This window comes from Acinetobacter sp. YH12099, from assembly GCF_013419195.1.
Lineage (GTDB): Bacteria > Pseudomonadota > Gammaproteobacteria > Pseudomonadales > Moraxellaceae > Acinetobacter > Acinetobacter towneri.
This window is the reverse complement of the sequence record NZ_VPAP01000009.1, coordinates 55,822-68,410: the sequence shown is the minus strand read 5'-3', so window position 1 is coordinate 68,410 and position 12,589 is coordinate 55,822. Positions and strand designations below refer to the sequence as shown.

The window sequence follows — 12,589 nt, the reverse complement described above, 5'->3', positions numbered from 1 at the left end:
AAATGATTGTTTGTAAGATGGTGAAATTTTCATCTTTTATAGCTTTTTTTTGATGGTTTAATATGAATTATTTAATAAAGGGAAGTTTGTTTGCTGCTGTTTTTTCAGCTTCAGTTTTTTCTCAAGCAGCAATTTTTGGAACTTATAATGATGAAGGTAATTTATTTCGCAGTCATTTGAATAATCATTTATCTGAAGATTTAGTTGCTAAATTTAAAGATAAAGTAGATTCAAAAGACGGCGTACTATATTTACTGGAGCAGGCACGTCTATTACAAGTCAATCATCAGTATGAAGAAAGTTTGAATCATTATAAGCAGGCTTTTGAATTGCTAGATAAACAAAAAAGTCGTGCAAAAATTAGTCTGAGTCGGGTCGGATTTAAAGCACTTTCTATGGTGAGTAATGATTCGGTGGTGCCTTATTTGGTACCACCTCATGAACAGGTATTGGCACATATTTCTCAAGCCAAAAATTATATTTTTCTAAAAAACCTTGAGGCTGCTGCAGTAGAAATGCGTGTTGCACAGGGTATTCAGCGTGAAATTGAACTGGCACATCAGGCTGAGTTTGAAAAGAAAAAAGAGAAAAATACAAAAGCAAATGCATCTTCAAATGCCGCATTGCATGTTTTAGATGAGGCATTTGTTGGCTTAGATCCAATTGCGGGCAAGATTAAGAATACTTATCAAAATGCCTATGCTTTTTATATGGCAGCTAACTTGTGGGAAACCTTAGGCGAATATAACGATGCTTTGGTGGATTACAAAAAAGCTTATGAGTTACAGCCTGATGAGCAGATTGCTAAAGATGTAAAGCGTTTAGATCAATTGGTTGCAAAACAAAGTAATAGTAGTGTGCCTGTTATTGTATTTATTGAACAAGGTATCGTTCCACAGAAAATTGAAAATAAGTTAGATATTCCGACTCCAGGCGGCATTATCAACATTGCTTTTGCGACTTATGAACCTAGCACTTATGTTGCACCCAAAAGCCTGAAAGTGAAGCTGAATAACCGAGTTTTGCAAGACAGTTATGTGATTAGTGATATTGGTGCATTGGCTGTTAAAGACTTAAAAGAAAAAGTCGTTGGAACTTTAACAACCCAAGTGATTCGTGCCACAGCCAAATATGCTGCTCAAAAAGAGCTTGGTAACCAATTTGGTGTTTTAGGGCAATTGGCAGGTAACGTGCTCAATATGGCAACCGAGCGAGCAGATTTACGAGCTTGGACAACTTTGCCAAGTAATACGCAAATTGCACGTCTGAACTTAACACCAGGGACACACAACTTACAGTTATCGTCAGGTAATTTGTCAAGCTCCTCTGTGAAGTTAGATGTAAAAGCCAATGAGACAGTATTTGTTTATGCACATCATGTAAATGACAAAATTACAGCAAGTGTAAGTAGTATTCCACGCCAATAATTTTGAAGAGAACTTTATGAAAAATCAGTTAAAACTCGCATTACTCGGTCTTAGTGCTGCGGCGATGGTTGGATGTACAGCCCCTAATGCTTTGTCTACACAGACAGATGCGAATAACGAAGTAAGTATTCGCACCATTACCAATAACCCAGTCTTAACCACTGAGGTATTTGTTGAGCGTGTGGGAATGTCTATGGCAGGCGACTTAAAAAAGGCATCAATTGCCATTAAAAACCGCCGTTTCAATAACAAAGATTTTAGCTACAAAATCGTATGGGTCGATGCACATGGAGCAGAAGTGAACCCTGAAGGTGCGATTTGGAAACCAATTCAGTTAACGGGTCGAGAGGTGAAGGGCGTGCAATCTTTAGCACCAAATCCATCGGCTGTAGATGTTGTTGTGTATTTAAAGAAATAAGCGAGATAGAGCAATGAATGCAAAGTTAATGATGGCTGTGGTAGCGACTTCAGTTTTAGCAACAGGTTGTGCAACAACAGGAAGTGCAGTGAGCTATGGAGATGCTCAGGCTGTAGAAACTTTAACTAAAGATTTTGGATCTACAGATTTACAAATGATTGCTGCAAAGATGGTGGATGATATGCTGACCTTCCCACCTGTGGTGCAAATGACGCAAACTCGTCGTCCAGTCATTGTGCTTGATCGTATTCATAACAAGACACAAGAACATATCGATACAGAATCTATTACAGATACGATTCAGAACAAATTAATTAATTCAGGGAAGTTTCGTTTTGTAGATATGAAATCTGTCAATGCGATGGCGCAGCAACTTGCCTATCAAAAGCAAAGCGGCATGGTCAATCAAGCGACTGCAGTGCGTACTGGTGGACATATCGGTGCTGAATATATGCTCAATGGCAATCTATCTAGTATTGTAAAAAATGCAGGTGGTAAGAGCGATGTGTATTACAAGTTCACATTTAAATTGCAGAACTTACAAACTGGCATTGTAGAGTGGACAGGCGAAAAAGAAATCCGTAAGGCAGCAAAGCGCTCAACTTTTGGTCTTTAATTTAATCTGAAAGCAACTGCGCTGTGATAAGCGCAGTTGCTGTTGAAGAATAGAACATGAAAAAAATATTATTTGCAGGCTTATTATCTGGATTACTGTGCAGTCCTGCTTTTGCTGCGATTAAAGAAGTGATTAAAGAGGCAACGGGTAGTGGTCCAACACAACACCAAGCTATTTCTGAAGCATTATTGATTGCAGTTCAATCGGTGAATGGTGCTTCGGTATCGTCACAAATGAATTATGAAGAAACAGTTTCTTTATCTGTAAATAATCAGGGCTGGACATATACGGGTAAAGTTTCACCTGTATTTAGTGTAGCCAATCAAGGTTCGGGTTCTGTCACCAAGTTTCAGGTCTTGAGTGTTTCTGGTGCTAAAAATAATTATCGCGCTAAAGTTCGCGCACATGTGGTGAAGTTTGAATCTACTGTACAAGATCAACACATGCGCCGTATTGCAGTCTTGCCATTTCAAATGGCAGAAAAAAATAACCGCTTAGCCAGCGGTGCTTCTGCTTCTGAGTTTAGTCAAGAATTATCAGATACTTTAGGTACTTATTTGGCACAGTCAGGGCAGTTAAGTGTTGTTGATCGTCATTACATAGATGAAATGCAATTTGAAAATGACTTCCTGTATTGGGATGGTGCACCGCATGAGTTAGCGCGTATTGGTCAAAAAGTAGGTGCTGATTATTTACTCGTGGGGCGTATTAACGATTTGTCAGTTGCTAGCGGTCAACAAATGTATGGGTTAAATGCTGGTGCAGAGCAGGTGCGTTTAACGTGGCGAGTGATTGAAGCGAATACCAGTAAGGTAGTTGCGGCAGGGACTTTTAATCGTACCTTATCGAACTTGATGACACAGAATCTTTTAAATAATAGTTTAAATGATAGTACTGCAGATAAGATTGCCCAAAGTTTAAATCCTGAAATTTTACAGGGTCTTAAACTACAACCTGTGCAATCTTCTAGCAGTCAATTTTATGATACCTCTCCAGGTTATGAAATGACACCTGGTTCAAGTGACCAACCTGTGAAATGGTAAATAATGATTAAGCTTGTTTTAGACCTAAATAAATCCCCCTGAAAATCAGGGGATTTATTTTTTAAGCCTGTTGAAACTTCAATTGGCGTAATTGTTTGGCGTGTTGCAAGGTAGTGTCATTAATTTCAACGCCGCCTGTCATGCGTGCCAATTCTAAAATACGCGCATCTTCTTCTAATTCAACAATGGTGCTGCTGGCAGGGTCGGTCTGACGCTTTTTCACTAAAAGGTGTTGATCAGACTGTGCTGCCACTTGTGCTTGGTGGGTAATACATAAAATTTGAACGTGTTGCGCCAAACCTGCGAGTAAGCGCCCCACAATTTCTGCGGTACCACCACTAATCCCGACATCAATTTCATCAAAAACCAAGACTTCGGCTTCGGTTTTTTCGGCATTCATGACTTGCATAACCAAGGCAATCCGCGATAATTCACCACCAGAAGCCACGCGTGCCAATGGCTGTGCAGGAATACCTTTGTTGGCGGTAAACAATAATTGAATAAAACTTAACCCTTCCGCAGAAACTTGTTCTAAAGGTTCAAATTTAAATTCAAAATGTGCCTCAGGCAGTGCCAACTGTTTGACTTGCTCGGTCAGTTGTTTGGCAAGTGGTGCGGCTGCTTCACGACGGATGTCATCTAAATGTTGTGCTTTGGCTAAAAAGTCCTGATGTGCCACTTCGACTTGTTCTGCCAAAGTTTCAGGATCTTCCAGTTCATGTAAAGCCATGAGTTCGGCTTGCCAAGTATCGAACTCTTGTTTCAGTAATTCAGGCTGAGTGCGGTATTTACGTGCCAAACGATGAAAAACTTCCAGCTTCTGATTCAGTTCTTCCATGCGCTCTGGATCAAAGCTTTGACGATCAATAAACTGACGTAAATTGGCTGTCGCATCATCTAATTCACTTTGCGCATTTAACAATGAATTATAAATTTCCGATAATTGCTCACTGCGCCCCGCATGCGATTCCAAGCGGCGAATAATTGAAGCAATTTCCTGAGTGATGTTTTGCTCGGCTTCATCCAAGGCATTTAAGCTATAACTGCAATCCTGCATGATATGTTCATGATGGCTTAGGCGATCAAACTCTTGTTCAATCTCCTTATAATCTATTTGTACCAGTTCTTCGAGTTCTTCGAGCTGTAAGTTTAGGGTTTCGATGCGTTGCTTGCGAGTTGCCTGTGCATCCAGCGCTGCCTGATGCTGTCGGATATTTTTTTGCCAGGTACTATAAGCATCACGTACTGCTTGGGCAGGGGCATAAAAATTATAATAACGATCAAGCCAGTGTTTTGGATAAGGCGGTTCGAGCAATTGTTGCTGACTGTGCTGACTGTATAACTGTACCAGTAAGCGTCCAATTTCTTTCAGCTCTGCCAAACTGCTTGGGCGTCCATTAATCCATGCCTTGCTGCGTCCTGTGGCAAAAATTACCCGACGTAAATGGATTTCACCAGACTCATCATCTAATTCATGTTCTTTTAGCCATTGTGCTTCAGGGCTATTGTCCTGATAACTGAAACTCGCGGTCACATCGGCTTTATCTGAGCCAAAACGTACATAATTGGTATCGGTACGTTCACCTAAACAGGCAGAGAGCGCATCTAAAAGTAAGGATTTACCTGCACCTGTTTCCCCTGTCAGAACGTTAAAACCTGTTTCAATATCCAGTGCTAAGTGGTCGGCAAGGGCAAAGTTAATCAGTGTTAAATGAGTCAGCATAAACGCATCCAAGCTGCGAAAAGTGTCAGTGAAAGAGAGTCAAGTTTTGGAAATGCCATAACAAGGCTGTTATTTTCTTCTATTTAATTCTAGCTTAAATTGCAGCGCAAACAACAAAAAATGTACCCGATAAGCATCATATATAAAACACATGATCATTTGATCATTTCATTGGATGGTCATTAAATTGCAGTATATTCACTTGGGGAGTTTTCGGTGCTGCTTGATATGGTGGAACTTAAACGATATAGATACTATTCGTGATCTGTTTCACATTCAGATTTAGCACTTTAGTGGGGAAGAATCTAGAGCAGAGTACTTTGCATGCCTCTGGCATTGGCTTAGACTGTGCTGTCAGCGTGTTGCATGCTGCGTATTGAAACATTGTTCAATTTACGCAAAGCCCACTGTAAACACAGATTGATTAGTTCTGAGGACAGAATTAAACTACATCAGTCAAAAATATAAAAACGCGTTACCTGGAGAATACGCATGTCAGCTCAGTTTGATCATGTATCAGTTGTGAAAAAGTCGAATGTCTATTTTGGTGGGCAATGCATCAGTCACACGGTGCAATTTGAAGACGGTACCAAAAAAACCTTAGGGGTAATTTTACCGACTGAACAAGCCTTGACTTTCGAAACGCATGTACCTGAACGTATGGAAATTATTTCAGGTGAATGTCGTGTCAAAATTGCCGATAGCGAAGAAAGTGAATTATTCCGCGCGGGTCAATCGTTCTATGTGCCTGGCAATAGCCGTTTCAGCATCGAAACCGATGAAGTGCTCGATTACGTGTGCCACTTAGAAGGCTAATCAGCCGATAATAGGGTATTGAATTAAGATTTCATTTTTCTCCTGCTTGAGCACCCAATCAAGCGGAATTGAATCAAGAAATTTTCACCCGAATCGGTTAAACTAGATCTTATTGAAATCCTGTAAAGTCAGCTTTGCAGGATTTTTCGTTTTCGCTGGTTTATTGGTGCATTAATTAGAGGTCGTTCATGGCAAAACCTGAATATTATTATGGCGTTCACTCGGTGGAGTCATTATTGGAGCTTGAGCCAGAGCGCGTCTTAACTCTTTTTACCTTAAAAGGGCGTGATGATCAGCGTTTACAAAAGATTTTAGAACTTGCCGAACCATTTGGCATTAGTGTGCAAAAAGCCAGCCGTGACAGCTTGGAAAAACTGGCAGGTTTGCCTTTTCACCAAGGAGTGGTGGCTGCAGTACGCCCACATCCAACTCTGAATGAAAAAGACTTGGATGCCTTGTTGCAGGCTGATAGCAAGCCTTTACTTTTGGCGCTCGACCAAGTCACCGACCCGCATAACTTGGGTGCGTGTATCCGTACTGCCGCTGCGATGGGGGTTACTGCCGTGATTGTGCCGCGTGATCGTTCAGCAAGTTTGACCCCAACTGCACGCAAAGTAGCTGCAGGTGGTGCAGAAAAAGTCAAATTTATCCAAGTGACCAATTTGGCACGTACTTTGGCGCATTTGAAACAAGAGTTTAATGTGCGCGTGGTGGGTACGATGCTGGATGAAAAAGCTTTGCCAATTCAGCAATTTGACTTTACAGGCACAGCAGTATGCGTGGTGATGGGCGCAGAAGATACAGGTTTACGCCCAATTACCCAGTCACAATGTGATCAAACCGTATTTATTCCAATGGCAGGAAATCTGCAAAGTCTGAATGTCAGTGTTGCAACAGGTATGGCCTTGTATGAAGCTTGTCGTCAGCGTCAGGCTTAATTGCTGATTTTGTATTTGCTATTTTATTGATGCTTTCAACACCGTGATTCGTCTATCTCCCCAAAAGCAAGGTTATGCTTTGGTGCTTGTTACCATGTGTATTTGGGGTGGTTTTACCCTAACTGCTCGGCTGAATGCACAATGGCAGATCAGTGCTTGGGATATTACCGCCTTACGCTTTGCTTTGGCTTTTTGTATTTTAATGCCGATTCTTATCTGGAAAAAAGATACGGCATTTTTATGGAAAAAAGAGCCTTTTATTTTGGCAATGATTGGTGGAGTGGGCTATTGCCTGACTGCGTATAGTGCTTTTCATTATGTACCTGCTGCGCATGCTGCCATTTTTTTGAATGGCTGTATTCCTGTTTGTACCGCCATTGCTGCTTGGATGTTATTTCGAGTGCCTTTTGACCGCCATACATGGATCAGTATTGTAATTATGCTGACCGCCATTGCGGGTATGAGTGCGCTGATGTATCAAGAAACAGGTGTTGCCTTTGGACTTGGGGATGGACTGTTTTTTATCAGCGCTATTTGGTGGGGTGTGTTTACGGTTTTATTAAGACAATGGAAGCTCTCCGCTTGGCATGCTATGGCAGGTGTCGCAATTTGGTCGGCAATCGTCTATGTCCCGATTTACGTACTGTTTTTCCCGAAACAACTCACCGCACCCGAACCGATTCATTTATTGCTGCAAACTGTTTTTCATGGGGTATTTGTGGTAATCATCGCAACACTTAGCTATGTCGAGGCAATTAAGCGTTTGGGGGCATTCAAAACTGGTAGTATTGTGACCTTGGCGCCGTTTATTGCTGCGATTCTTGCTGTCCCTTTATTGGGCGAGCCGTTGAGTCTGGCAATTTTATGTGGCTTGATGGGTATGGGGATTGGCGCTTTGCAACCTTGGCGTTGGTGGGCACGACCTGACAGCTTAAAAGCCCAACTTGAACAGCAAAAAAAACAGTCAGATTAATTTGCTTACTGCATCGCTCGCTTTAAATACTGCTGATGCAATACTTCAAGTTTGCTATACAAATGCTCTAAATGCCCATCATTTAGCACAATGTCATCGGCTAGGCGTTGTTTTTCAGCACGTGGCATTTGTGCTTGAATAATTTTATGAATTTGCTCAACCGTTTGACCATCACGTTGTGAAGCACGGTGAATTTGTAGGGCTTCAGTAGCATCAATCAATAATGTATGTCGGGTCAATTGATGTTGATTGGTTTCAAACAAGAGTGGTGAAACCAAAACCACGTAGGGGCTATTGGCAGCATTTAATTGTCGAATAATCGATTCACGAATTGCAGGGTGGGTGATTTTTTCAAGTGTTTGTCGTGCACTTGGTTCTTTGAAAATGTGTTCACGTAATGCGCGACGGTCTAGTTCGCCATTTTCAAGTAAAACCCAATCGCCAAAGTGTTGTTGAATTTGCTTTAAGGTAGGCTGTCCTTTTTCAACCACTTCACGTGCAACCACATCCGCATCGACCACAACAATGCCTTGGGTCTCGAACCACGCACTGGCTGCAGACTTGCCACTGCCAATTCCTCCTGTTAGACCCAAAACAAAACGCATGTGCTGTCCTTATTGTCCCAAATATACTTTCATGATTTGCTCGCCCCATAAAAAGGCAATCCAGCCCGCAATGGCGATATACGGACCAAACGCAAAGGGTTGATTTTCTTTACGTACTTTTAACAGAATAATGCCAATAATCGCCCCAACTAAGGACGATAGCAGCACAATCAGGGGTAACATCATCGGCCCCATCCATGCACCTAAAGCGGCAAGGAGCTTGAAGTCGCCATAGCCCATGCCTTCTTTGCCTGTGACGATTTTAAATAGGTAATACACCACCCATAGACATAGGAAGCCAATCACATAGCCCCAAATTGCCGAGGTTGGTGAGGTATAGATGGCATAGCTGTTGACGGCCAAACCCAGTGCAGCCAAAGGCAGGGTATAACGGTCTGGCAAGAGTTGTGTATCGAAATCAATGAAGGTGAGCGCAATCAAGGTATAAGTGAGTAGCAAGCCAAATAGCATTTGTACGGTTGGGCCAAATACCGCAAGCACAATCAGAGCGCAAATAGCAGTTAATACCTCAATCAGTGGATAACGTATACTGATCGGGTTTTGGCAGTTGCCACATTTACCGCGTAATACCAACCAACTCAGCACAGGAATATTTTGATACCAACGAATTGGGTTGTGACATTTGGGACAGGTCGATGCAGGTTTGCTGAGGGTGATTTTACTTTCATCAATAATGGCTTGTTCAGGATGTAATAACATTTGGCAGTCATTACGCCACTCCTGTTCCATCATTTTTGGGGTGCGGTAAATCACCACATTCAAAAAACTGCCAATACATAAACTAAAAAGTCCAACTGCGATATAGAGCGCAGTTGGATTTTGGATAAAGTACGCGATTAATTCTTGCATTAAACCACAGAACCCATTTGGAAGATTGGAAGGTACATGGCGACAACTAAACCACCCACTAAAATACCCAAGACAGACATAATCAACGGCTCCATCATTGAGGTTAAGCCATCTACTGCGTTGTCGACTTCGTTTTCATAGTGGGTTGCGACTTTATCTAGCATGGCATCTAGCGCACCTGATTCTTCACCAATGGCTACCATTTGCACTGCCATAGACGGGAATTTATTGGTGACACGCATGGCGAATTGTAGCTGCTGTCCTGTCGCAACATCATCACGAATTTTCATCACGGCTTCTTCATAGACCACATTATTGGTTGCCCCAGCGGTAGATTCCAAGGCATCAATTAAGGGTACACCAGCAGCAAAAGTAGTGGCTAAAGTACGGCTATAACGTGCAATAATCGCTTTATAGACCAAGTCACCAAAAATAGGCGCTTTCAGTGCCGCTTTGTCTAAGAAGTCACGGAATTTTTTACTGCGTTTTTTAGTTTCCAAGAAACCTGCAATCATGACCCCAATCACAATAATCAGAATAAACCAGTATTTCTGCATCCATTGTGACATGTTCACCACCATTTTAGTGAAGGCAGGCAAGTCCGCACCAAAAGAGCTAAACAACTCTTCAAACACAGGTACGACTTTCACCATCAAAATAATGGTCACAATCACGGCCACCACAATGACCGTTGCAGGGTATTTCATGGCTTTTTTAATTTTTTGTTTGAGTAACTCACTCTTTTCTTTATAGATCGCGACACGATCTAGCATGGTTTCTAGGGCACCCGATTGTTCACCAGATTCGACCAAAGAACAAAATAGGTTGTCAAAATATTGAGGATATTTACGCAATGCGCCAGCAAAGGTATTCCCGCCTTCCACTTCACCTTTAATGCCTAAAACCACTTCACGCATGGCGGGGTTTTCAAGACCTTCGGCAACAATCTCAAAGCTTTGTACCAAAGGCACACCTGCTTTCATCATAGTGGCAAGCTGACGCGTGAAAATAGTGATGTCTAAGGTCGACACCCGTTTTTTCATTAAGCCTTCAAGAATATTCTTTTTCTTTTGGCGAATCGTCTTGATGGTAATCCCTTGTTTACGCAATGTAACCTTTGCCAAGGCCATATTACGCGCTGGAATTTCCCCTTTTAACTTAGCCCCTTTGCGGTCAATCCCTTCATAAACGAAGGTGGGCATCATCTGTGCTTTTTTGACAGCCATGCGTATTTATCCTTATTTTAAATTTTACAACTATTCACTGGTCACACGATTGACTTCTTGCAATGAAGTCACCCCCTGCATGACCTTAAGTAACCCCGAACGACGCAGATTGTTAAACCCCGATTTTGCTGACGCATCAGCAATTTGGATGGCATTACCATCCTCCATAATAATTCTAGAAATTTCTGGTGTGACTTTCATCACTTCATAAACACCAACACGTCCTTTATAACCTTCACGGCATTCAGAACAGCCTACAGGTTGATAGACCTGAAATTCTGGATTGCTCAAATCGGCTTCAGTAAAGCCCATTTCCAATAAGCTTTGTTTTGGAATATCGGAAGGAGCTTTGCAATGCGGGCATAGGCGTCGTGCCAAACGCTGTGCAATGACGAGGTTTACCGAAGTTGCGATGTTAAAGGAAGGAACGCCCATATTGCGTAAACGCGTTAAAGTTTCTGGCGCACTGTTGGTGTGGAGGGTAGATAAAACCATGTGACCTGTTTGGGCTGCTTTAATTGCAATTTCTGCAGTTTCAAGGTCACGAATCTCACCCACCATGACAATATCAGGGTCTTGACGTAAGAAAGATTTCAGAGCGGCAGCGAAGGTTAAGCCCACTTTATTGTTGACGTTAACCTGGTTGATGCCTTCTAAGTTAATTTCCACAGGGTCTTCGGCAGTGGAAATGTTGGTATCTTCTCTGTTTAAGATATTTAAGCCTGTATATAGCGATACCGTTTTACCCGAACCCGTTGGACCTGTAATCAGTAACATGCCTTGCGGTTTTTCTAAGGCTTCCATGAACAATTCTTTTTGTTCTGGTTCATAGCCCAAAGCGTCAATCCCAAGCATCGCGCTAGATGGGTCAAGAATACGCAGTACGATTTTTTCACCGAACAATGTTGGCAACGAGTTCACACGGAAGTCGATGGATTTATTTTTAGATAGTTTTAATTTAATACGACCATCTTGCGGGACACGCTTTTCAGAAATGTCCATTTGGGACATCACTTTTAAACGTGATGCCAAGCGGTTAGCTAACTGTAAGGGTGGGGTGGCAATTTGACGTAATACACCATCGACACGGTAACGCACTCGATAGGTTTTTTCATACGGTTCAAAGTGTAAGTCCGAAGCACCCATGCGAATTGCATCAATCAGTAATTTGTTGATGTATTTAACAATTGGGGATTCATCACCCTGCGGTTCATCTTCTGCAGCTTGTTCTGGTTCGCTGTTACCATCTTCAAAGTTGAGATCGAAGTCATCATCTTCAAATTCAAAAGCAGACTCACTCGCAAAGTTTTGTTCAATCAGTTTTACCAATTTATCGTGTTCGACCACAATGGCTTCAATATTCATTTTACTGTTGAAACGAATGGCATCCATTGCTTCGATATTGGTCGGGTTACTGGTTGCAACATAAAGCAGATGATTGCGTTTAAAAATAGGCAATATGCAATATTTGCTGAACAGTTTTTCATCAATGCCTTCACGCACGATGAGCGCAGAGTCATACACGCTTAAATCAAAAATAGGTTCGCCAAACTCATTAGAAATTTTTTCAGCAATGATTAAAGGCGCGATATTTAGGTTTTGAATGAGATAGGGAACAATATCAACATTATCTTTTTGTGCGGCTTTAATGGCAGTTTGCATATTTTCAGCAGAAACGAGCCCATCTTCGACCAAACGTCGAATAAAACCTGTAAATCTAGGTGTAGCTTGTTGTACTGACATTCCCCAACGTCCTCAAAATCAAGATTGTTTATAATTGGTATCTTAAAATTATACTTTTGTTGCACAAAAATACCATATCTGAAAGTGCTGTCACCACCTAAGTATCGCCTAAAAGCATGAACCAGTTACATTAATCTGCTAAAAAAATTGTAAGTCCTGCCATGAAAAGATACTTCATGCAGCAGTTTGAT

General features: G+C 41.7%; 12 protein-coding genes. 7 read left to right on the top strand and 5 right to left on the bottom strand.

Annotation, left to right across the window (positions count from 1 at the left end):
* Positions 1–62 precede the first annotated feature (62 nt).
* The 4 genes from FTU39_RS07340 to FTU39_RS07325 are packed head-to-tail and all read left to right on the top strand — an operon-like array spanning position 63 to position 3,504.
* Positions 63–1,427 carry a COG3014 family protein gene (locus tag FTU39_RS07340; RefSeq protein ID WP_179988501.1) on the top strand — a complete coding sequence of 455 codons (1,365 nt, stop codon included), beginning with the start codon at positions 63–65 and terminating at the stop codon, positions 1,425–1,427.
* Between the two features lie 16 nt (positions 1,428–1,443).
* Positions 1,444–1,845, top strand: coding sequence for a DUF1425 domain-containing protein (locus FTU39_RS07335; RefSeq protein WP_004975847.1), 402 nt, complete (start codon positions 1,444–1,446; stop codon positions 1,843–1,845).
* A 13-nt stretch (positions 1,846–1,858) separates the two neighbouring features.
* A complete protein-coding gene (lpoB, locus tag FTU39_RS07330; protein ID WP_180051939.1) occupies positions 1,859–2,461 on the top strand; it encodes a penicillin-binding protein activator LpoB in 603 nt (200 codons plus the stop codon).
* A gap of 56 nt (positions 2,462–2,517) precedes the next feature.
* The gene (locus FTU39_RS07325; protein WP_004975851.1) at positions 2,518–3,504 is read left to right on the top strand and encodes a CsgG/HfaB family protein; all 987 of its coding nucleotides are present in this window, start codon (positions 2,518–2,520) and stop codon (positions 3,502–3,504) included.
* A gap of 61 nt (positions 3,505–3,565) precedes the next feature.
* On the opposite strand, the gene recN is transcribed toward FTU39_RS07325, so the two are convergent.
* Complete coding sequence (gene recN, locus FTU39_RS07320) at positions 3,566–5,227, bottom strand: DNA repair protein RecN (RefSeq protein WP_180051938.1); 1,662 nt, start codon at positions 5,225–5,227, stop codon at positions 3,566–3,568.
* Between the two features lie 492 nt (positions 5,228–5,719).
* Between recN and FTU39_RS07315 the strand changes: the two genes are divergently transcribed.
* The 3 genes from FTU39_RS07315 to FTU39_RS07305 all read left to right on the top strand — a co-directional run bounded on the left by FTU39_RS07315 (position 5,720) and on the right by FTU39_RS07305 (position 7,954).
* Positions 5,720–6,043 carry a pyrimidine/purine nucleoside phosphorylase gene (locus FTU39_RS07315; protein ID WP_004975854.1) on the top strand — a complete coding sequence of 108 codons (324 nt, stop codon included), beginning with the start codon at positions 5,720–5,722 and terminating at the stop codon, positions 6,041–6,043.
* 188 nt (positions 6,044–6,231) lie between these two features.
* Entirely contained in the window at positions 6,232–6,981 is a 750-nt protein-coding gene (rlmB, locus tag FTU39_RS07310) for a 23S rRNA (guanosine(2251)-2'-O)-methyltransferase RlmB (protein ID WP_004975856.1), read from the top strand.
* Positions 6,982–7,024: 43 nt separating this feature from the next.
* Complete coding sequence (locus FTU39_RS07305; RefSeq protein ID WP_179988499.1) at positions 7,025–7,954, top strand: DMT family transporter; 930 nt, start codon at positions 7,025–7,027, stop codon at positions 7,952–7,954.
* Positions 7,955–7,959: 5 nt separating this feature from the next.
* Here the strand turns inward: FTU39_RS07305 and coaE are convergent, their stop codons facing one another.
* From coaE to pilB, 4 genes are read right to left on the bottom strand one after another with little or no spacing between them, the layout of a single operon-like run.
* Positions 7,960–8,559, bottom strand: coding sequence for a dephospho-CoA kinase (coaE, locus tag FTU39_RS07300; RefSeq protein WP_180051937.1), 600 nt, complete (start codon positions 8,557–8,559; stop codon positions 7,960–7,962).
* A gap of 9 nt (positions 8,560–8,568) precedes the next feature.
* Positions 8,569–9,429 (bottom strand): A24 family peptidase, encoded by an 861-nt coding sequence (locus FTU39_RS07295; protein ID WP_180051936.1) that lies wholly within the window; start codon positions 9,427–9,429, stop codon positions 8,569–8,571.
* The gene (locus tag FTU39_RS07290) at positions 9,429–10,655 is read right to left on the bottom strand and encodes a type II secretion system F family protein (protein WP_179997302.1); all 1,227 of its coding nucleotides are present in this window, start codon (positions 10,653–10,655) and stop codon (positions 9,429–9,431) included. The genes FTU39_RS07295 and FTU39_RS07290 overlap by 1 nt, the downstream gene beginning before the upstream one ends.
* A 30-nt stretch (positions 10,656–10,685) precedes the next feature.
* Entirely contained in the window at positions 10,686–12,398 is a 1,713-nt protein-coding gene (gene pilB / locus FTU39_RS07285; RefSeq protein WP_004975865.1) for a type IV-A pilus assembly ATPase PilB, read from the bottom strand.
* Positions 12,399–12,589 lie beyond the last annotated feature (191 nt).